Annotated in this window: 17 protein-coding genes; 10 read left to right on the top strand and 7 right to left on the bottom strand. The window is 40.1% G+C overall.

Annotated elements, in window-relative coordinates; all coding sequences use genetic code 11:
- Nucleotides 1-2: 2 nt before the first annotated feature.
- The 5 genes from KUA57_RS04985 to KUA57_RS05005 all read right to left on the bottom strand — a co-directional run bounded on the left by KUA57_RS04985 (nucleotide 3) and on the right by KUA57_RS05005 (nucleotide 5,616).
- Nucleotides 3-989: a LacI family DNA-binding transcriptional regulator gene (locus KUA57_RS04985; protein ID WP_049510888.1), complete on the bottom strand. Its 987-nt coding sequence runs from the start codon at nucleotides 987-989 to the stop codon at nucleotides 3-5.
- A 9-nt stretch (nucleotides 990-998) separates the two neighbouring features.
- Nucleotides 999-1,799 carry a DUF1189 domain-containing protein gene (locus KUA57_RS04990; protein ID WP_218493755.1) on the bottom strand — a complete coding sequence of 267 codons (801 nt, stop codon included), beginning with the start codon at nucleotides 1,797-1,799 and terminating at the stop codon, nucleotides 999-1,001.
- A gap of 297 nt (nucleotides 1,800-2,096) precedes the next feature.
- A complete protein-coding gene (locus KUA57_RS04995; protein WP_203180099.1) occupies nucleotides 2,097-2,939 on the bottom strand; it encodes a sugar ABC transporter permease in 843 nt (280 codons plus the stop codon).
- A gap of 1 nt (nucleotide 2,940) precedes the next feature.
- Complete coding sequence (locus tag KUA57_RS05000) at nucleotides 2,941-4,233, bottom strand: carbohydrate ABC transporter permease (protein ID WP_020902369.1); 1,293 nt, start codon at nucleotides 4,231-4,233, stop codon at nucleotides 2,941-2,943.
- A 111-nt stretch (nucleotides 4,234-4,344) separates the two neighbouring features.
- Nucleotides 4,345-5,616 (bottom strand): maltodextrin ABC transporter substrate-binding protein, encoded by a 1,272-nt coding sequence (locus KUA57_RS05005; protein ID WP_218493756.1) that lies wholly within the window; start codon nucleotides 5,614-5,616, stop codon nucleotides 4,345-4,347.
- Nucleotides 5,617-6,094: 478 nt separating this feature from the next.
- Between KUA57_RS05005 and malQ the strand changes: the two genes are divergently transcribed.
- The 3 genes from malQ to KUA57_RS09590 all read left to right on the top strand — a co-directional run bounded on the left by malQ (nucleotide 6,095) and on the right by KUA57_RS09590 (nucleotide 10,347).
- Nucleotides 6,095-7,612 carry a 4-alpha-glucanotransferase gene (gene malQ, locus KUA57_RS05010; protein WP_218493757.1) on the top strand — a complete coding sequence of 506 codons (1,518 nt, stop codon included), beginning with the start codon at nucleotides 6,095-6,097 and terminating at the stop codon, nucleotides 7,610-7,612.
- 25 nt (nucleotides 7,613-7,637) lie between these two features.
- The gene (gene glgP / locus KUA57_RS05015; protein WP_218493758.1) at nucleotides 7,638-9,896 is read left to right on the top strand and encodes a glycogen/starch/alpha-glucan family phosphorylase; all 2,259 of its coding nucleotides are present in this window, start codon (nucleotides 7,638-7,640) and stop codon (nucleotides 9,894-9,896) included.
- 244 nt (nucleotides 9,897-10,140) lie between these two features.
- Nucleotides 10,141-10,347, top strand: a complete 207-nt coding sequence (locus tag KUA57_RS09590; protein ID WP_250646318.1) for a hypothetical protein — start codon at nucleotides 10,141-10,143, stop codon at nucleotides 10,345-10,347.
- Nucleotides 10,348-10,451: 104 nt separating this feature from the next.
- Here the strand turns inward: KUA57_RS09590 and KUA57_RS05020 are convergent, their stop codons facing one another.
- Nucleotides 10,452-11,300 (bottom strand): putative RNA methyltransferase, encoded by an 849-nt coding sequence (locus tag KUA57_RS05020; protein WP_218493759.1) that lies wholly within the window; start codon nucleotides 11,298-11,300, stop codon nucleotides 10,452-10,454.
- 257 nt (nucleotides 11,301-11,557) lie between these two features.
- Between KUA57_RS05020 and KUA57_RS05025 the strand changes: the two genes are divergently transcribed.
- Both KUA57_RS05025 and KUA57_RS05030 read left to right on the top strand, forming a co-directional pair.
- Nucleotides 11,558-11,836 (top strand): DUF6110 family protein, encoded by a 279-nt coding sequence (locus KUA57_RS05025; RefSeq protein WP_000910909.1) that lies wholly within the window; start codon nucleotides 11,558-11,560, stop codon nucleotides 11,834-11,836.
- Nucleotide 11,837: 1 nt separating this feature from the next.
- Complete coding sequence (locus KUA57_RS05030) at nucleotides 11,838-13,901, top strand: heavy metal translocating P-type ATPase (RefSeq protein ID WP_218493760.1); 2,064 nt, start codon at nucleotides 11,838-11,840, stop codon at nucleotides 13,899-13,901.
- Between the two features lie 77 nt (nucleotides 13,902-13,978).
- On the opposite strand, the gene tyrS is transcribed toward KUA57_RS05030, so the two are convergent.
- On the bottom strand, nucleotides 13,979-15,235 hold the full coding sequence (tyrS, locus tag KUA57_RS05035; RefSeq protein WP_000546884.1) for a tyrosine--tRNA ligase: 1,257 nt from the start codon (nucleotides 15,233-15,235) through the stop codon (nucleotides 13,979-13,981).
- Nucleotides 15,236-15,375: 140 nt separating this feature from the next.
- Here tyrS and pbp1b point away from each other — a divergent pair, with 140 nt between their 5' ends.
- From pbp1b to comGB, 5 genes are all read left to right on the top strand, one after another.
- The gene (pbp1b, locus tag KUA57_RS05040; protein WP_218493761.1) at nucleotides 15,376-17,826 is read left to right on the top strand and encodes a penicillin-binding protein PBP1B; all 2,451 of its coding nucleotides are present in this window, start codon (nucleotides 15,376-15,378) and stop codon (nucleotides 17,824-17,826) included.
- Nucleotides 17,827-18,296: 470 nt separating this feature from the next.
- Complete coding sequence (locus KUA57_RS05045; protein ID WP_061864985.1) at nucleotides 18,297-19,355, top strand: zinc-dependent alcohol dehydrogenase family protein; 1,059 nt, start codon at nucleotides 18,297-18,299, stop codon at nucleotides 19,353-19,355.
- Between the two features lie 150 nt (nucleotides 19,356-19,505).
- Nucleotides 19,506-19,871 carry a DUF1033 family protein gene (locus tag KUA57_RS05050; RefSeq protein WP_004262492.1) on the top strand — a complete coding sequence of 122 codons (366 nt, stop codon included), beginning with the start codon at nucleotides 19,506-19,508 and terminating at the stop codon, nucleotides 19,869-19,871.
- A gap of 77 nt (nucleotides 19,872-19,948) precedes the next feature.
- Nucleotides 19,949-20,890 carry a competence type IV pilus ATPase ComGA gene (comGA, locus tag KUA57_RS05055; protein WP_218493762.1) on the top strand — a complete coding sequence of 314 codons (942 nt, stop codon included), beginning with the start codon at nucleotides 19,949-19,951 and terminating at the stop codon, nucleotides 20,888-20,890.
- Nucleotides 20,838-21,854, top strand: a complete 1,017-nt coding sequence (comGB, locus tag KUA57_RS05060; protein ID WP_218493778.1) for a competence type IV pilus assembly protein ComGB — start codon at nucleotides 20,838-20,840, stop codon at nucleotides 21,852-21,854. The genes comGA and comGB overlap by 53 nt, the downstream gene beginning before the upstream one ends.

The raw sequence follows: 21,854 nt of genomic DNA on the forward strand, positions 1-21,854 counted from the left end.
TTTTATTTTTCGATAATTTTGTGGGCAATCAACTGGCGATAACAAATTTGTTTATTGCTTTTAGCATCATTGATTATCTGGAGGATAGTTTCAAAGGAAACACGACCAAGCTCCAAACTATTGATATCAACATAGGCCGCCAAGTTGAGCTTGGGATTGACTGAGTCGAAGCTGAGGACAGGGACATCCAGTTGGTGTTTTGCGATGTAATCACAGACCCCTGCAGCAAGGAGACTATCAATGGTAATAATAGCGTCAATATTTGAATCGTGTTTGAAGAGAAGTCTACTAAAGCGATAACCATTATCTTCAAGAAATTCAGTAGCAAAGCAAGTCAGATTAGTATCGAGAGGAAGTTGGTGTTGTTTTAGAGCCATCTCGTAACCTGTCAGACGGTCTTGTGTTACGAAGAGTCGCTTAGTACCTCCGATAAAGGCAATTCGCTTGCAGCCTTTTTTGATGAAATACTCTGTCGCATCAAAACCAGCTTGGACATTGTCATTATCGACAAGTGGAATGAAGGGAGATAGAGATTTACCTAAGATAAGGAAAGGAAATTGCTCGTCTGCTACTAACTTAACCAAAGGGTCCTCTTCTTGGGCATAGAGGAAAATCAAACCATCTACACGCTTACCATAGACCATCTGAGAAATAGCTTTAAGGCGCTCTTTTTCATCTTTACCTGTTGCAATCTGAATGGCATAGTGGTTTTCAGATGCGACTTGGGCGATACCACGGAGGACAGATGGGAAGAAAGGATTTTGATAGAAGGCGTCTGAGTCGTCAGGAAGGACCAAGCCGATAACTTGGGTATAACTGCTTACCAAACTACGAGCGTTGAGGTTGGGGTGGTAATTGAGCTCCTTCATAGCCTTGCGAACGCGTTTTTTTGTTTCGTCACTAATGGTTGATTTATTTTGAATAACACGGGTTACGGTTGAAGGCGAAACACCAGCAGCCTTGGCCACGTCTTTAATCGTAACGGGCATAAAAATCTCCTATTTATGGTAATCTGGATCACGGAAATGCGTTTTATAAAAGATAGTGACCAGATACAGAACAAAAAGAATGTTTTGTACAGTAATGAGAGTTGTCATATTTTGGCCAAATAGTCCCAAAATAAGCGTAATCAGAGTAGGTAATCCTAAACAGTTCAAGATAAAATGGTAGCACTCTTTAAAGGTCCTAAATGAAAAGAGGCGTGATTTCTTAGTGATATAAAGGAGAAGACTCGCTCCTAGAGAGACAATAAAGAAATTCAAACCAAAGAGGAAGCTCGCACCGAGAACTAGGAAGAGACTGATATAGACACGATTTTGCTGATACCAGTCTTTAGAAATGGCTTGGGTCAAGCTGTCTTTACTTTTGAAACTCTCAGTCTCAATCGCTCGGTAAGAGATACGGGTCAGCTCTTTACTTTCCTTGCTGATGACTAGCTCATTCGTATCGAAATGCAGTTGCAAGTCCTTAGGTAATTCCTTGCTTTGACTTGGACCGATTACAATAGAAGGCGCTTGACTAGCTGTTCCTGTATAAGTAAATTTACCATCAACAATTGCAGCATGTTCAGAGAGATCCTGGACAACCTTATCTGTCAATGGTTCATAGACATTATCGATAAAAGTTTCTAGTGGATAAGTCTCCTGGGAGCTATTTTGGATGGCAATAGGTACCATAGATAAGCTGATAAGGAAGATACTGGTAAAGAGAAGTTGGAACCAGTTGAGTCCGAAACGTTTGGACAGGGGCTTACGAAATCCCCAAATACTTGAAAAATAGGAAAATGGATATGGAAGCATAGGTATCTTTCTAAAAGGTGTTTTCTATATGAGTATTATTATATAGAGAAATGTGCTTTATTTCAAGTCTAGGAGAAAAATTGCTTGTTGTAAGGATATTACTTACAGTAACAATCGCTAATACTCAATGAAAATCAAAGAGCAAACTAGGAATCTAGCCGCAGGTTGCTCAAAACACTGTTTTGAGGTTGTGGTTAGAACTGACGAAGTCAGTAACCGTACTGCGGCAAGGTGAAGCTGACGTGGTTTGAAGAGATTCTCGAAGAGTATAAAATGAAAAAGGGTGGCGGGGATATATTATCCCTTGTCGCCACCACTTGTAAGTCCTGAAACAAAGTTCTTTTGTAGGAAGAAGAAGAGAATACAGATTGGAAGGGCAATGAGGATAGCACCTGCTGAGAAGTAGGCAATCTTCAAGTTTTTCACATTGCTGACGAAGGTTTGGAGACCAACGGCAACAGTAAAGTATTCTTTCTCACGAAGCAAGAAACTAGAGAGGATGTAGTCCCCAAAAGGTCCCATGAAGGCCCAGAGAGCTTGTACGGCAACCATTGGGCGAACAAGTGGAAGAACAATTTGCCAGAAGCGGCGGAAGTGTCCTGCACCGTCTAGTTTTGCAGATTCGTCTAGAGACATTGGCACTGTATCGAAGTAGCCTTTCATGAGCCAAGCATTCATCGGGATACCACCACCAACGTAGAGGAAGATGAGGAACCAGCTGTGGTTAAGGGCGTTCAACATAAGCGCCATAACGAAGAAGGCTGTCAAAGCGGCCATGGTTGGCACCATTTGGATAATCAAGAAGAAGACCAAACTTTGTTTACGAGCCAAGAAGTTGTAACGGCTGTAGGCATAACCAGCAAGTACGATAATACTTGTTTGAACTGCCATGGTAACCAAGGCGATGATCAAGGTATTGAGATACCATGTACCGTATAGGGTTTCAGTAAAGAGTCCTTTAAAGTTATCAAAATTGAAGTTGATGTTCGTATCGAGTTTAAAGGCTGCGACGTTACCTGCTTTAAAGGCTGACATGATGGTAATCAATAGTGGATAGATGATGACAATTGATAGGCCGATCAAGTAGAGATAAGTAAGGGTTTGAGTCAGTCTACGTTTGAGTTTAATTGAGTTATTCATCTTAGACGTCCTCCATATCAAATGCGTGTAGTTTCTTGAATGCGATCATAGAGATTGAGATGACAATGATAGAGATAATCAAGGTAACAGCTGCCGCCATTGAGTATTGAGGAGATGTACCTGTTGTCAAACGGTAGATCCATGAGATCAAGATATCAGTTGAACCAGCTCCACCACCGACACTACCAGGTCCTCCACCATTGAAGAGGTACATGATAGAGAAGTTGTTAAAGTTGAAGGTGTATTGACTGATCAAAGTAGGTGCCGCAACAGCTAAGATCATTGGGAAAGTGATGTTGCGGAATTTTTGCCAAGCATTGGCACCATCAATATAAGCTGCTTCGTAAAGGTCGTTAGGAATAGATTGCAAGATACCCAAAGTCAAAACGTAGATGTATGGGAATCCAAGCCAACCTTGCATCATAATCAAGGCAATCTTAGTCCAAGTTGGGTCTGTTTTCCAAGGAATAAGAGCACCATCAAGGAAAGGAAGGAATTTAGCCAAGATTGGCAATACTTGAGTGTTGATAGCACCAACACTATCGTTAAACATGTTTGAGAATGTCAAGATAGTGATGAAGGCTGGAACAGCCCAAGGAAGAAGGAAAATAACACCAAAGATACGTTTTCCTTTGATAAATGGTTGGTTAGCAATGATAGCTGTGAAGATACCAATCACGATCTGTAAAGTTGAGGCAGATAAAGCCCAAATGATAGTCCAAGAAAGAACGGCACCAAAGGCTGAACGGAAGGTACTCAAGCTCCAGATGTTTGTGAAGTTAGTTAAACCAACCCAGTCCAACAATTTGTTTGGTGGCAAGTGTTGGAAGTCATAGTTGGTAAAGGCAATCATCAAGGTTACGATAACTGGGAAGATAATCGCAAAAGTCATGGCAACATAAGATGGAATGATCAAGAGGTAAGGGAAGCCATTTTCATAGATTCCTTTGACCATTTCTTTAAAAGTAAGAGCTACTGGTATGCCATTGTTAATGTGTTTAGCAGTTGTATGTGCATCCTTGATATTTGCGAAATAAAAGAGTACATAAACGACTACAAAGATTAAATGGAAGGCACCACGAATCAGCATAAAAAGGGAATTATCACGACCTGGTTTGTCACCAAGAGTGATAAGATTGCTCAATTCAGGGGCTGCAAGTGCTAGGAAGTAGAGGACAAATACAAGGGTTACACCAAGGAAGATAAAACCTTTGGCTTTTTGTTTATTGTAAATCTGTCCTAACCCAGGAATGATAGACAGCAGGGCTGCTTTACTAGGTTGTTGCTTTTCCATAATAACTCCTTTCATAGGATACTGGTTTCTAGTTAAAACCCAAACTATATATGTTTTCTATTGATAAATTCAAAGGGGGATTTGAATTCCACCCCCCTTGAACAAATTTTTTTATTCACCAAATTTTTGTTTGATTGTTTCTTTGATCAATGTTACAGCATCGTTAGCAGCTGTTTTCGCATCTTTCTTACCACTTACAGCATCGAAGAGCATATTTTTCGCTGGATCCCAAACTGCAGACATTTGAGAGATGTTTGGCATTGGTTGAGCGTTCTTGAACTGTTTGATAACAGCTGTTGTCAACTCATCGTTTTTACCTTCAGCGTATGAACGAGCCTCAGTGTTAGCTGGGATTTCGTTAGTTTTATCGTATAATACTTTTTGTTGTTCAGTTGAAACAAGGAAGTCTACAAATTTTTGAGAAGCTTCAAGGTTCTTAGTGGCTTGAGGGATGACCCAAGCTTTACCACCACCGAAGGCAGCATATTCTTTTCCATTTGGAAGAGTAGGGATAGTCGCAACACCGTAGTTTACTTTAGCATCTTTAAAGGCTTGAGCTTTCCAAGGTCCGTCGATGATAGCAGCTGTTTTACCTTCTTGGAAATGAGTTTGAATTAAGTTTCCAGAACCTTCTGTATCTTGCATACCTTTAGGCCATTTTTCATACCAAGATTTAGCGTAGTTGATACCTGTAATTGAACCTTCGTTTGCAAGACCGATATCTTTAGGATTTTTACCGTTATCGCCAAATACATAAGCTCCGTTACCAGCAAGAAGTCCGTATGCATAGTAGAAGTTTGTCCAGTCAGCTAGGAAGGCAGTAGTTTTGCCGTCTTCACCAGCGAAGGCATATTTGCTATCTTTAGCAAGGTTTTCTAAGTCAGCAAAAGTTTTTGGAGCTTCTTTTATCAAGTCTTTGTTGTAGTACATAACTAGTGACTCGATAACGGCTGGAGCACCGTAAACTTTACCGTCAGCAGCTGTTACAAGAGATTTAGTTTTATCATCTGTTTTAGCGCTGTCGCTCAATTTCACTTCTGAAAGTTGTCCGTCAGTACCGAGGCTACCTACACGGTCGTATGGAGCCATCATAATGTCAGGGACATTACCAGATTGGTTGTCAAGAGAAAGTTTATCAAGACCTCCTAGAGCATCACCAGTTTTAAGAGTGACTTTTACTCCAGTTTCTTTTTCATAAGCTTTAGCAACTTCTTCAATATAGCTCTTATATCCCTCGTCTACATATACAGTGAGTTCTTTCGCTTCAGATGAACCAGAATCAGCAGGCTTATCAGCAGTTTTGCTTCCGCAAGCTACCAAAAGCAAGCTAGCAAGTGTAACAGTTCCAAGCACAGCAGCGCTCTTCATGAATTTAGATGACATAGTGTATTCCTCCTAAAGAATAACAAATTTTATAATGAGGAAACGCAAACGTTTTCCTTTATGGGACTAGTATAGCACAATCGGAAAGCGGTTGCAAGTGTTTTTTGTAAAAATTTTTAAAAAAATTGTGAAAAAAGTAAACGCTTCATCGTCATATAATAGTAGAAAATCCCAAAAATCGGTTTTGTTTTAAATTTAAAAAAAGTTGAGAAAACGATTGCCTAATTTACAAATGGAAAGCAGGGAGGATTCTCACTTTATTTTTGCTTAATGAGATAAGTGAAACCCGTATTCCTATTTTGTTTGTTTCCTGAAAGAATATATATACGAGTAAGAAGAAAAAATTTTAAAAAAATAATCAAAAAAGTTATCTAAAACCGCTTGCATTTATCAAGAAAATGAGCTATACTAGTAATAGCGCAAACGTTTGCGTTCATAAAAATGTAATATCTAACTATAAACACATGAGGTGCTTATTATGAAAAAACGTCAAAGTGGTGTGTTGATGCACATTTCTTCTCTTCCAGGAGCATACGGAATCGGATCATTTGGTAAAAGTGCTTACGACTTCGTTGATTTCTTGGTTCGCACAAAACAACGTTACTGGCAAATCCTTCCACTAGGAACAACTAGTTACGGAGACTCTCCTTACCAATCTTTCTCAGCCTTCGCAGGGAACACTCATTTTATCGATTTAGATATCTTGGTGGAACAAGGCTTGTTGCAAGCAAGTGACCTTGAAGGGGTTGACTTTGGTAGTGATGCGTCTGAAGTTGATTATGCGAAAATCTACTATGCACGTCGTCCTCTTTTAGAAAAAGCGGTAAAACGTTTCTTGGAAGTAGGAGATGTTAAAGACTTTGAGAAATTTGCTCAAGACAACCAATCATGGCTTGAACTCTTTGCAGAGTATATGGCTATCAAAGAGCATTTTGACAATCTTGCTTGGACTGAATGGCCAGATGCAGATGCTCGCGCTCGTAAAGCTACAGCACTTGAAAGCTACCGTGAGCAATTGGCAGACAAGTTGGTTTACCACCGTGTGACTCAATACTTCTTCTTCCAACAATGGTTGAAATTGAAAGCTTACGCTAACGACAACCACATCGAAATCGTTGGGGACATGCCAATCTACGTAGCGGAAGATTCAAGCGATATGTGGGCAAATCCACATCTCTTCAAGACAGATGTCAATGGTAAGGCTACTTGCATCGCAGGATGCCCACCAGATGAATTTTCTGCAACTGGTCAGCTTTGGGGTAACCCAATCTATGACTGGCAAGCAATGGACAAAGATGGCTACAAATGGTGGATTGAGCGCTTGCGTGAAAGCTTCAAAATCTACGACATCGTTCGTATCGACCACTTCCGTGGTTTCGAATCTTACTGGGAAATCCCTGCTGGTTCTGATACAGCAGCACCTGGTGAGTGGGTGAAAGGTCCTGGCTACAAGCTTTTTGCAGCCGTTAAGGAAGAGCTTGGTGAGCTAAACATCATCGCAGAAGACCTTGGCTTCATGACAGACGAAGTTATCGAATTGCGTGAACGTACTGGCTTCCCAGGAATGAAGATTCTTCAATTTGCTTTCAACCCAGAAGATGAAAGCATCGATAGCCCACACTTGGCACCTGCTAACTCAGTTATGTACACAGGAACACACGATAACAACACGGTCCTTGGTTGGTACCGTAACGAGATCGATGATGCGACTCGTGAATACATGGCTCGCTACACTAACCGTAAAGAATACGAAACAGTGCCACATGCTATGCTTCGTACAGTCTTTTCATCAGTTAGCTTCATGGCAATTGCAACGATGCAAGATTTGCTAGAATTGGATGAGGCAGCTCGTATGAACTTCCCATCTACCCTTGGTGGAAACTGGTCTTGGCGTATGACTGAAGATCAATTGACACCAGCTGTCGAGGAAGGTTTGCTTGACTTGACAACAATCTATCGCCGAATCAATGAAAATTTGGTAGAATTAAAGAAATAATACAATATCAGGAGACACCTTAAACATGTTATCACTACAAGAATTTGTACAAAATCGTTACAATAAAACCATTGCAGAATGTAGCAATGAAGAGCTTTACCTGGCTCTTCTTAACTACAGCAAGCTTGCAAGTAGTCAAAAACCAGTTAACACTGGTAAGAAAAAAGTTTACTACATCTCAGCTGAGTTCTTGATTGGTAAACTTTTGTCAAACAACTTGATCAACCTTGGTCTTTACGACGATGTTAAAAAAGAACTTGCAGCTGCAGGTAAAGACTTGATCGAAGTTGAAGAAGTTGAATTGGAACCATCTCTTGGTAATGGTGGTTTGGGACGTTTGGCTGCCTGCTTTATCGATTCAATTGCTACTCTTGGTTTGAACGGTGACGGTGTAGGTCTTAACTACCACTACGGTCTTTTCCAACAAGTTCTTAAAAATAACCAACAAGAAACAATTCCAAATGCATGGTTGACAGAGCAAAACTGGTTGGTTCGCTCAAGCCGTAGCTACCAAGTGCCATTTGCTCACTTCACATTGACATCAACTCTTTACGATATCGATGTACCTGGTTACAAGACAGAAACTAAGAACCGCTTGCGTTTGTTTGACTTGGATTCAGTTGATTCTTCAATCATTAAAGACGGTATCAACTTTGACAAGACAGACATCGCTCGCAACTTGACTCTTTTCCTTTACCCAGATGATAGTGACCGTCAAGGTGAATTGCTCCGTATCTTCCAACAATACTTCATGGTTTCAAACGGTGCGCAATTGATCATCGACGAAGCAATCGAAAAAGGAAGCAACTTGCATGACCTTGCTGACTACGCAGTTGTACAAATCAATGATACTCACCCATCAATGGTTATCCCTGAATTGATTCGTCTTTTGACTGCTCGTGGTATCGAGCTTGACGAAGCAATCTCAATCGTTCGTAGCATGACTGCCTACACTAACCACACAATCCTTGCTGAAGCCCTTGAAAAATGGCCTCTTGAATTCTTGCAAGAAGTGGTTCCTCACTTGGTACCAATCATCGAAGAATTGGACCGTCGTGTGAAAGCAGAAGTGAAAGATCCAGCTGTTCAAATTATTGACGAGAGTGGACGTGTTCACATGGCTCACATGGATATCCACTACGGATACAGTGTTAACGGAGTAGCAGCACTTCACACTGAAATCTTGAAGAACTCTGAGTTGAAAGCTTTCTACGACCTTTACCCAGAAAAATTCAACAACAAAACAAACGGTATCACTTTCCGTCGTTGGCTCATGCATGCTAACCCAAGATTGTCTCACTACTTGGATGAGATTCTTGGAGATGGTTGGCACCATGAAGCAGATGAGCTTGAAAAACTTTTGTCTTATGAAGACAAAGCAGCTGTCAAAGAAAAATTGGAAAGCATCAAGGCTCACAACAAACGTAAATTGGCTCGTCATTTGAAAGAACACCAAGGTGTGGAAATCAATCCAAACTCTATCTTTGATATCCAAATCAAACGTCTTCACGAGTACAAACGCCAACAAATGAACGCTTTGTACGTGATCCACAAATACCTTGACATCAAAGCTGGTAACATCCCTGCTCGCCCAATCACAATCTTCTTTGGTGGTAAAGCAGCTCCAGCCTACACAATCGCTCAAGACATCATCCACTTGATCCTTTGCATGTCAGAAGTTATTGCTAACGATCCAGCAGTAGCTCCACACTTGCAAGTAGTTATGGTTGAAAACTACAACGTTACTGCAGCAAGCTTCCTTATCCCAGCATGTGATATCTCAGAACAAATCTCACTTGCTTCTAAAGAAGCTTCAGGTACTGGTAACATGAAATTCATGTTGAACGGAGCTTTGACTCTTGGTACTATGGACGGTGCTAACGTGGAAATCGCTGAGTTGGTTGGCGACGAAAACATCTACATTTTCGGTGAAGATTCAGAAACTGTTATCGACCTTTACGCAAAAGCAGCTTACAAATCAAGCGAATTCTACGCTCGTAAAGCTATCAAACCATTGGTTGACTTCATTGTTAGCGATGCAGTTCTTGCAGCTGGAAACAAAGAGCGCTTGGAACGTCTTTACAATGAATTGATCAACAAAGACTGGTTCATGACTCTTCTTGACTTGGAAGACTACATCAAAGTCAAAGAGCAAATGTTGGCTGACTACGAAGACCGTGACGCATGGTTGGATAAAGTTATCGTTAACATTTCTAAAGCAGGATTCTTCTCATCTGACCGTACAATCGCTCAGTATAACGAAGATATCTGGCACTTGAACTAAGATACAAATTTATACTAATACATTTTGTAAAAAAGCGAGTTTCGATTGAAATTCGCTTTTTTTGAATGCTATGGATTTTGGTTAATTCTGTCTAAAAATAGGGAAATCCTAGATACAGTGAAGGCTTTAAATGCTGGTTTTTACTGTCTTCAGCCTTATATTTTTTCGTAGTTGATTACCTCATATATCTTGTATTCGCTTACACAAAGTATTATAATATGATTGTAGGAAAGAAGGTGTTTTTATGTGGAAAAAATATTTTTCAAAATATAGATGGACTGATTTATTTTGGATTTTATTTGTTATTTTGACATGCCTCTTGGCGGGTAATGATACTCTTTTCCCCCTTACCCATCAAGAAATCTCTTATCATGGGTGCTTATCGGGAATTACACTTGCCTTATTTCACTTACTATTTATTGATAAGTTTGTTATTTCGAATCGAAAATAAATGGAGAAGCTAAAAGCTTTAAATGTTTTAGACTTTTCGGATAGATAGTTTAAAAATTGAAATTTAAAACCGCAGATCTTTTTGAAATGCGGTTTTTGTGTCAATTATAGTACTTTTCCAACCAGAATCTCAGCTTCAATAGTAATCTCTGTCAGTTGGCTCCAGTCAATCTTAGTCTGGTCGATGTGAAAGAGTAGGGGCGTCATGCTGAGTAGGGCTTGGAGCTGCTCTGTTGTGATAGGCTTGGTTAGTGAGGCAGTTTTACTGGATAAGATAGTGAAGTTGTTTTGGAAATGATTTTTGATATCTTGGTTGGAATAGTCCTTGTTTGTCAGCTGGTCTTGTACCTTCTGACGGATTTCCTTGAGGTGATTTTTAGTTGGAATAACCTTTATCAAGATGCCGTCTTTGGATAAAACGCGACGAAATTCTCCATAGTTGGCAGGTGAGAAGATATCAAGCAGGATATCCATGCTAGCGTCTTTTATAGGAAGACGAGCCAAGTCACCAACGAACCAGTTGACTGCCCAGTTTGGTTCACTCTTGGCAGCGATTTGGACGGAATCTTTGGAAATATCAAAGGCATAGAAGGTTTTGTCAGGATGACTTTCTTGAAGTTTGCGAGAATAGAATCCTTCGCCACAACCGATATCTAAAATTGTTTTGGCATTTTTTGAGTTTGAAAGTAAATCAGAGACGACCTCTAGAATAGCCTGATAAAAGCCGGCTTCTAGGATTTGTTGACGGTTTTGAAAATTTTCCTTGTCATAGTTAGCAGATTGCTTGATTTGAGGGGCTAGATTGACATAGCCAAATTTCGCCAAGTCAAAAGAATGACGGTTGCAGCACTTGAGACTGCTCTCTACTAAGGTCAGATTTTCTTGACAGATAGGACAGGCAAAGGCAGTCGCAGAAGCAAAACGCTGAAGTTTGGGTTTGAGATTTGTATTCATAGTTTAAGTGTATCAAAAGAGGCAAATGAAAGCAACTTTAGGAGTAAGTAGATGGGAGATTCAGTAGAAATAAAACTAATACTCTTCGAAAATCAAATTCAAACCACGTCAACGTCGCCTTGCCGTACTCAAGTACAGCCTGCGGCTAGTTTCCTAGTTTGCTCTTTGATTTTCATTGAGTATAATTCTCCAATTTATGAAATGACATTGCTTTTATATCTAAATTGCTATATAATAATGATAAGGAGGAAATAAGTATGTTAAAAGAAGTACTAACCGTTGCAAAAGTTGCGAAAAAATCATCACTCTTTTTGGGTGGTGTCGCATTTGGTACCCTTGGTTTGAAGATCTTGGCAAGTAAGGAAGCTAAAAAAGGTTATTCTAAAGCTTTGGCTAAGGCTTACAAGTTGAAAGACGAGCTAGATGCATCTGTTTCTGTCGTGAAGCAACATGGAGACGATGTCTTGCAAGATGCTAAATATTTGTACGAGCAAGAGAAAAAAGAAGAGCAATTAGATAGCCTTATAGGAGAATAATATGTCTTTTAAAGTGCTACATAGAGGATACCAACATATCCGACTATCATCTTCTTTTTCACTCACCTTGGATATTCAAGACTATCTTCGTTCCTTGGCTAGAGATGAAAAGGGGATTGAGTCTATCCAGTTTTACATGGATCAACAGCACTTTACTCTACGTATAAAAGAAGGCTTTTCTGTATTAGATAATGCAGAAGCCTTTTTAAAAAGAATTGATAAAGGGAAAGTTTCTGAGTTGATGACTCTTCCCATTCGTAGAGAAGAGAGTGCTTATTCTATTGTTTCAGGTGCAGCGATTAAGCGTATACTTTTTCGTAGTTTTGTGCCGTACCCTATTCGCTATATATGGACTTGTTATCAGGCTTTTGGCTATATTAGAGAAGCCTATCAAACACTAGCGCGTAAGGAACTAACGATGGAGGTCTTGGACTGTTCGGCGATTTTATTGTCCTTGTTTATGAACCAATCCAAGACAGCTAGCAATATCATGTTTATGCTTGATTTGGGGAATCATTTAGATCAGTGGTCCTTGAAAAAAACTGCAACAGATTTAGAACAAAGCCTTCTTGCAAAAGAGAGCGACGTATTCTTAGTACAGGGCGATACGGTTGTTAGTATCAAGAGTTCCGATGTTCAAATAGGAGATGTCTTGGTCCTATCTCAAGGAAATGAAATTCTGTTTGATGGACAAGTAGTTTCAGGTTTAGGTATGGTCAACGAAAGTTCCTTGACGGGAGAGAGTTTTCCAGTTGAAAAAAGAGAGTCTGATTTAGTTTGTGCAAATACAGTATTAGAAACTGGAGAGTTACGCATTCGTGTAACCGATAATCAGATGAACAGCCGGATTTTACAACTGATTGAGTTGATGAAGAAATCTGAAGAAAACAAGAAAACGAAACAACGCTATTTCATCAAGATGGCGGATAAGGTCGTCAAATATAATTTCTTGGGGGCTGGGCTGACTTACCTATTGACAGGTTCTTTTTCTAAGGCTATTTCTTTCCTATTGGTCGATTTCTCCTGCGCTTTGAAAATCTCTACTCCTGTAGCTTATTTAACAGCTATCAAGGAGGGGTTGAATCGTGAAATGGTGATTAAGGATGGAGATATTCTGGAGAAATATCTGGAAGTTGATACTTTCTTGTTTGATAAGACGGGAACAATCACAACTAGTTATCCTATAGTTGAAAAGGTGTTACCTTTTGGGGACTATAGTGAGGAAGATATTCTCAGAATCAGTGCCTGTCTTGAGGAACACATTTATCATCCTATTGCTAATGCCATCGTCAAGCAAGCTGAGATAGAGGGAATTGAACATGAGGAAATGCATGGGAAACTCCAATATATCGCAAGCAAGGGGATTAAATCTCATATAGATGGGCAACCAGTTCTTATTGGAAATTATGTCTTGATGCAGGATGAGCAAATTCATATCAATTCAGAACAAAATGCTTTAATTGAAGAGTACAAGAGTCACTATAATCTCTTATTCTTGGCTTATCAGAATGAATTGATTGGAATGTTCTGTATTCATACTCCGTTGAGAAAAGAAGCAAAAGCAGCCTTGGAGAAACTTAAGGCACAAGGGAAAAAATTGATTCTGGCAACAGGGGACACCCTGGTTAGAACAGAGGAATTAGTCAAAGATTTGCCCTTTGATCAGGTCTATACAGACTTGAAACCTGATGGGAAATTTGAGCTAGTAGAGGAACTGCAGAAAGCAGGTCACACTATTTTGATGGTTGGAGATGGATTGAATGACTCAGCGGCTCTAACCCTATCAGATATCGGTGTGGTGATGAATGAGAGTGCAGATATTTCTAAGCAGATGAGTGATATCTTATTGTTAGATAATCGTTTGGATTTCTTCCAAGAGTTGGATTGGCTATCATCATCTTTGCAAACACTCATCAAGAAGAATATTCAAGATACCGTTGTCGTAAATAGTAGTTTGATTGGCTTTGGCTTGTTTAATTGGCTCAGTCCTTCAAATCTCTCTATCTTACATAATCTAACAACCTTGCGCATTGTACTGCGTAGCCTGTCTATTAAAAATAGATAGATGAGAGTTGTTAACAGCAAAAAGGAGTTACCTTTATCGAGGTTAACTCCTTTGTTTATAGGTAAATGTTGAACAATTTAGTAAGTCAATACAAAGTATTTTTTCTTACCACGACGGATAACAGTCAGTTCATTCTCTAACTTATCTGCGTCACTCAAGACATAGTCAAGGTCTTGGATACGGTCGCCATTTACGTAGATAGCTCCGTTTTGGACGTCTTCACGGGCTTGGCGTTTTGAGTTTACTACACCAGATGAGACGAGCAGTTCCACGATATTGTGGTTTTCGTCTGCTTGTACTTGGTAGTTTGGCACTCCACGAAGTCCTTGTTTGAGCTCTTTAACAGAAAGGTTTTTGATGTTTCCTGCAAAGAGTTGCTCAGTGATGTTGAGGGCTTCTTTGTAAGCTTCTTCTCCATGTACAAGTGTTACTACTTCACGAGCGAGGACTTTTTGAGCCAAACGTTCGTGTGGTGCTGCTTCGAATTGTTTACGGATGTCTTCAATCTCGTCTAATGACAAGAAAGTAAAAATCTTCAAGAAACGAACAGCGTCAGCGTCCATCACGTTCATCCAGAATTGGTACATTTCGTATGGAGAAGTCTTTTCAGGGTTGAGCCAAACAGCGTTTCCTTCAGATTTACCAAATTTCTTACCAGTTGCATCTGTGATAAGCGGAACAGTGATAACGTGACCAGTTTTATCAGCCTTACGACGAAGCAATTCAGTACCAGCTGTCATATTTCCCCACTGGTCAGAACCACCGATTTGTAGCGTCACATTGTGGTCTTGGTTAAGGACGAAGAAGTCGTAACCTTGCATGATTTGGTAAGCAAACTCAGTGTAAGAAATTCCTGTTTCGATCCGTTTTTTAACAGACTCTTTACTCATCATGTAGTTGACAGTGAAGTATTTTCCGATATCACGGAGGAAGTCAATGAAGCTGATGCTGCCAAACCAGTCGTAGTTGTTGACCATGACAGCTTTATTTTCCCCATTTTCAAAGTCAAGAAAACGAGAAAGTTGTCCTTGGATAGACTTGACCCAGCCATCTACTGTGTCTTTTGTTTGGAGACTACGTTCAGCATCTTTGAAGGACGGATCTCCGATGAGACCTGTAGCACCGCCAACGAGCGCATAAGGTTTGTGACCTGCTAGTTGCAAGCGACGACTTGTCAAGATTGCGACAAGGTGGCCTAGGTGAAGGCTGTCAGCAGTTGGATCGTAGCCAGTATAATAAGAAACTTGACCTTCTTCTAGGGCTTTACGCAAAGCTTCTTCATCAGTCGTTTGAAAAATCAAACCACGCTCTTTTAGCTCATCAAAAATGTGCATGTGTCTTTTCTCCTTTATAAAATATTGTTTCTACCTATTGTATCACAAACTCGGGCAATAGCCTAGTAGAATAAGGAAGAAAGTAGCTATTTTATTGAAAGTTTACCTTTTATGGTATAATAGTTACAGTGAGGAAATCCATGCAAAATCAATTAAATGAATTAAAACGAAAAATGCTGGAATTTTTCCAGCGAGTAAAATCAAAAATAAATCATAGAAAATCAGAGAAAGTCTCAGAAGTGAAGAAGTCGGATGGGACAGGTGGGAAAGTTCTGGCTATCCTAGGTAGCATTTTAGTTGCTATTAAGGGCATTCTGAATACTCTCTTTATTCTAGGCTTTATCGGTGGACTTTTTGGTGCAGGTGTAGCTCTTGGTTATGGAGTTGCTTTGTTTGACAAGGCTAAGGTTCCCCAATCGGAGGACTTGGTCAAGCAGGTTAAAAATATTTCTTCCATCTCAGAAATTGTTTATGCAGATGGGAGTGTCATTGCTTCTATCGAGAGCGACCTACTGCGAACTTCTGTTTCATCTGAGGAAATATCGGACAATCTCAAAAAGGCTATCGTTGCAACTGAGGACGAACATTTTCTTGAACATAATGGGGTTGTACCAAAAGCTGTGATTCGGGCGACTTTGGGAACCTTTGCAGGTTTGGGCTCATCTAGTGGGGGCTCGACCTTGACCCAACAGTTAATCAAACAACAAGTGGTTGGAGATGCTCCGACTTTGGCTCGTAAGGCTACAGAAATTGTTGATGCCCTTGCCTTGGAACGCAGCATGAGCAAGGATGAAATCTTGACTACTTATCTCAATGTTGCTCCCTTTGGTCGAAATCATAAAGGGCAGAATATTGCAGGTGCCCAGCAAGCTGCTGAAGGGATTTTCGGTATCGATGCTAACAAGCTGAGTATTCCCCAAGCTGCCTTCCTAGCAGGTTTGCCACAGAGTCCGATTACTTATTCCCCTTATGAAAATACTGGAGAGTTAAAGAGTGATGAAGACTTAGAACTTGGTTTGAAGCGGGCCAAGGATGTTCTCTACAACATGTACCGTACGGGTGCTCTGACTCAGGAAGAATACGACCAGTACAAGGACTATAATCTCAAACAAGACTTCTTGCCATCAGGAACTGTCAATGTTGTTTCGAGGGATTATCTCTACTTTACAGCTATGGCTGAAGCGACAGACCGTATGTATGATTATTTAGTTCGACAGGACAATGTCTCTAACCAAGAGTTGAAAAATGAAGCGATTCGAAAGGCTTATCATGAGAGAGCTGAGCAGGAACTAAGTAATGGTGGCTACAAAATCACTACAACGATCAATAAAAAAATCCATGCGGCCATGCAAAATGCAGTTGCGAACTATGGTCATTTAGTAGATGATTCGACTGGGCAACCTGAAGTAGGGAATGTTTTGATGGACAATAAAACGGGGGCTGTTCTAGGCTTTGTTGGTGGTCGTAATTACCAGACTAACCAAAACAATCACGCCTTTGATACCAAGCGTTCGCCAGCCTCTACAACCAAGCCTTTGCTGGCCTACGGAATTGCCATTGACCAAGGTTTGATGGGAAGTGCTAGCATATTGTCAAATTATCCTACAAATTTTGCAAATGGTAGTCCGATTGTGCATGGTAGTAGTAAAGGCACAGATATGGTCAATTTGGGTGATGCTTTAAACTATTCATGGAATATTCCAGCCTATTGGACCTATCGCATGCTTCGTGAAAAAGGTGTCGATGTTAAGAGCTATATGGAGAAAATGGGTTACGAGATTCCAGAGTACGGTATCGAAAGTCTGCCTATGGGCGGCGGTATTGAAGTCACAGTCGCCCAGCATACCAATGGTTATCAAACAATTGCCAATAACGGTGTCTACCATCAGAAACATGTGATTTCTAAGATTGAATCATCTGATGGTAGAGTAATCTATGAATTTCAAGACAAGCCAGTTCAAGTGTACTCGAAGGCAACGGCAACAATTATGCAGAGTTTGCTTCGTGAGGTGATTTCATCTCGAATCACTTCAAGTTTCCAAACGGATTTGGCTTCTATCAATTCAAGCTTAGCTCGTGCAGACTGGATTGGTAAGACTGGTACAACCAATGAAGATGAAAATATGTGGCTCATGCTGTCAACACCAAGATTGACTCTAGGTGGTTGGCTAGGGCATGATGACAACCGCCCAATGGCTAAGGGGGCTGGACATTATCGAAATGCCAAATATATGGCTTACTTGGTCAATGCTATCCAACAGGCTGAGCCTGGTGTTTGGGGCAATGAACGCTTTAATCTTGATTCTAGTGTGACCCAATCTCAGGTCCTCAGATCTACAGGACAGAAGCCAGGCAAAGTATCCGTTAATGGAAAAACAGTGGATCTTTCAGGGGCTACTGTAACGAGCTATTGGGCTAATAAGGCGGGAGCTCCTACGACTAGCTATCACTTTGCTATTGGAGGAAGTGAAGCAGATTATCAAAATGCTTGGTCAAGTATTATTGGTAGTTTCTCATCTACGCCAAGTTCAAGTAGTAGTTCTAGCAGTACATCAAGTTCATCATCTACACAACCAAATAGTAGAAGGTAGAGCTATAAAATAAAAATATTATATAACGGTCTTGAATCTCGTTAAGAGAGAAGCAAGGCCGTTATTGTGCTCTTAAAGATAAAAGCTATTATAAAAATTGTTAGTAAAATGTCTAATATATATTGCAATCTAGATAATATTGCAGAGATTATTCGTGATTTTAGAATAGAAATTCCCTGAAAATTCTATTGTTTTTGACGTCCTAGTTTATTAATGATATAGAAGAATATTCTCCATTTATCAGTAATATCATTTTTGTTTAGTCGTTTTATGTTAATCGAAAGTTCTTCTGGAGTAGTGAAATTTCTCTTTGTTAAGGATGAAAGCAGACTAGCTTCTGCTTTTTTATCTATATTACTTTACCGGTAAATAAAAAAGTTAAAAAAATCACAAAAATACTTGAAGAAACAAACGAAAAGGCTTACAATTATATTGTAAATAGTACAAATAAAAAAACGGAGGAATGCTTTATGAAAGCCTATACTTATGTTAAACCAGGACTTGCTTCTTTTGTTGACGTTGACAAACCAGTTGTTCGCAAGCCAACAGACGCTATTGTGCGTATCGTAAAAACCACTATTTGTGGAACAGACCTCCATATTATCAAAGGGGATGTTCCCGCTTGCCAAAGTGGTACCATTCTTGGTCACGAAGGGATTGGGATTGTTGAAGAAGTTGGAGAAGGAGTTTCGAACTTCAAAAAAGGCGACAAGGTCTTGATTTCTTGTGTCTGTGCCTGTGGTAAATGCTACTACTGTAAAAAAGGAATTTATGCCCATTGTGAAGACGAAGGGGGCTGGATTTTCGGTCACTTAATTGATGGTATGCAGGCTGAATATCTACGTGTCCCTCATGCAGATAATACTCTTTACCATACTCCAGAAGACTTGTCAGATGAAGCCTTGGTTATGTTATCAGACATTTTGCCTACTGGGTATGAAATTGGTGTCTTGAAAGGGAAAGTAGAACCTGGTTGTAGTGTAGCCATTATTGGTTCAGGACCTGTTGGATTGGCTGCTCTCTTGACAGCTCAGTTTTACTCACCAGCCAAATTGATTATGGTGGACTTAGACGATAACCGCTTGGAAACTGCTTTATCATTTGGTGCGACTCATAAAGTTAATTCTTCAGACCCTGAAAAAGCCATTAAAGAAATTTATGATTTGACAGATGGTCGTGGTGTGGATGTCGCTATCGAAGCTGTCGGTATTCCTACAACATTTGATTTCTGTCAAAAGATTATCGGTATAGACGGAACAGTTGCCAACTGTGGTGTACATGGTAAACCAGTTGAATTCGATTTGGACAAACTTTGGATTCGCAACATCAATGTAACAACTGGTTTGGTATCTACAAATACCACTCCACAATTGTTGAAAGCTCTTGAAAGTCATAAGATTGAACCAGAAAAATTGGTAACTCACTATTTCAAACTAAGTGAAATTGAAAAAGCCTATGAAGTCTTCAGTAAGGCAGCAGACCACCATGCAATCAAAGTCATTATTGAAAACGATATTTCTGAAGCCTAGGTAGTAAAAAGATTTTGAAACATAAGCGAATAGAAATTCAGTCATCCATCAGATGGCTGGATTTTTTATCAAAAAATTAAGAAATGAGCATATTTCTTTCCTTGTTTAGCGGAATTGGTTATAATATACGGTACAAAGGAATGAATGAATATGTATCGTGTTATAGAAATGTACGGAGATTTTGAACCGTGGTGGTTCTTAGAAGGTTGGGAAGAAGATATTGTAGCAAGTAGAAAATTTGACCAGTATTATGATGCTCTCAAATACTATAAAACTTGCTGGTTTAGATTGGAACAAGAATCCCCTCTTTATAAAAGTAGAAGTGACTTGATGACCATTTTTTGGGATCCGGAAGACCAACGCTGGTGTGATGAATGTGATGACTATTTACAACAATACCATTCTTTGGCTCTTTTACAGGATGAGCAGGTTATCCCAGATGAAAAATTACGTCCAGGCTATGAAAAACAAACAGGTAAGGAAAGGCACCGTTCTTGCCGTATGAAATTAAAATAGAGAAAAAGTAACTTTTTTGGAGTTGCTTTTTTTATTTTTCCCAAATCTTTGCGAATAGTATAGGTGAGGAGGTAAGTATGGTTCAAGAAATTGCACAAGAAATCATTCGTTCGGCTCGGAAAAAAGGGGCGCAGGATATTTATTTTGTTCCTAAGTTAGACGATTATGAGCTTCATATGAGGGTAGGAGACGAGCGCTGTAAAATTGGTAGCTATGATTTTGAAAAGTTTGCGGCCGTTATTAGTCACTTTAAGTTTGTGGCGGGTATGAATGTGGGAGAAAAGCGACGTAGTCAACTTGGTTCCTGTGATTATGAATATGACCAGAAGATGGCGTCCCTACGTCTATCTACTGTAGGCGATTATCGAGGGCAGGAGAGTTTGGTGATTCGCTTGTTGCATGATGAGGAGCAGGATTTGCATTTTTGGTTTCAGGATATTGAAGAACTTGGCAAGCAGTATAGGCAACGTGGTCTCTATCTCTTTGCTGGTCCAGTCGGCAGTGGTAAGACGACCTTGATGCATGAATTGGCCAAGTTACTCTTTAAAGGACAGCAAGTTATGTCCATCGAAGATCCTGTAGAAATCAAGCAGGACGACATGCTTCAGTTGCAGTTGAACGAAGCAATCGGGTTGACCTATGAAAATCTCATCAAACTTTCCTTGCGTCATCGGCCAGATCTCTTGATTATCGGAGAAATTCGGGACAGCGAGACGGCGCGTGCAGTTGTTAGAGCCAGTTTGACAGGGGCGACAGTCTTTTCAACCATCCATGCCAAGAGCATTCGAGGTGTTTATGAGCGCCTGCTGGAGTTGGGTGTGAGTGAGGAGGAATTGGCAGTCGTTCTGCAAGGTGTTTGTTACCAGAGATTAATCGGGGGAGGAGGAATTGTTGACTTTGCAAACAAAGACTATCAAGAACACCAGCCAACTAGCTGGAATGAACAGATTGACCAGCTTCTTAAAGATGGACATATCACAAGTCTTCAGGCTGAAACGGAAAAAATTAGCTACAGCTAAGCAAAAAAATATCATCACCTTGTTTAACAATCTCTTTTCCAGCGGTTTTCATCTAGTGGAGACTATCTCATTTTTAGATAGGAGTGCTTTGTTGGACAAGCAGTGTGTGACCCAGATGCGTACAGGTTTGTCTCAGGGGAAATCATTCTCAGAAATGATGGAAAGTTTGGGTTTTTCAAGTGCCATTGTCACTCAGTTATCCCTAGCTGAAGTTCATGGGAATCTCCACCTTAGTTTAGGAAAGATAGAAGAGTATCTGGACAATCTGACCAAGGTCAAGAAAAAATTAATTGAAGTAGCGACCTATCCCTTGATTTTGCTGGGTTTTCTTTTCTTAATTATGCTGGGGCTACGGAACTATCTACTACCACAACTGGATAGTAGCAATATTGCCACCCAAATCATTGGAAATCTGCCACAAATCTTTCTAGGAATGGTGGGGTTTGTTTCCATACTTGCCCTTTTAGCACTAACTTTCTATAAAAGAAGTTCCAAAATGCGTGTCTTTTCTATCTTAGCGCGTCTTCCCTTCCTTGGAATCTTTGTTCAGACTTATTTGACAGCCTATTATGCGCGTGAATGGGGTAATATGATTTCTCAAGGGATGGAGTTGACGCAGATTTTTCAAATGATGCAGGAACAAGGTTCCCAGCTCTTTAAAGAAATCGGTCAAGACTTAGCTCAATCCCTACAAAATGGCCGGGAATTTTCTCAAACTATAGCAACCTATCCTTTCTTTAAGAAAGAGTTGAGTCTCATTATCGAGTATGGGGAAGTCAAGTCCAAGCTGGGGAGTGAGTTGGAAATCTATGCTGAAAAAACTTGGGAAGCCTTTTTTACTCGAGTCAATCGCACCATGAACTTAGTGCAGCCACTGGTCTTTATCTTTGTGGCTTTGATTATCGTTTTACTTTATGCGGCAATGCTCATGCCCATGTATCAAAATATGGAGGTAAATTTTTAA

Source organism: Streptococcus vulneris, assembly GCF_019218685.1.
Lineage (GTDB): Bacteria > Bacillota > Bacilli > Lactobacillales > Streptococcaceae > Streptococcus > Streptococcus vulneris.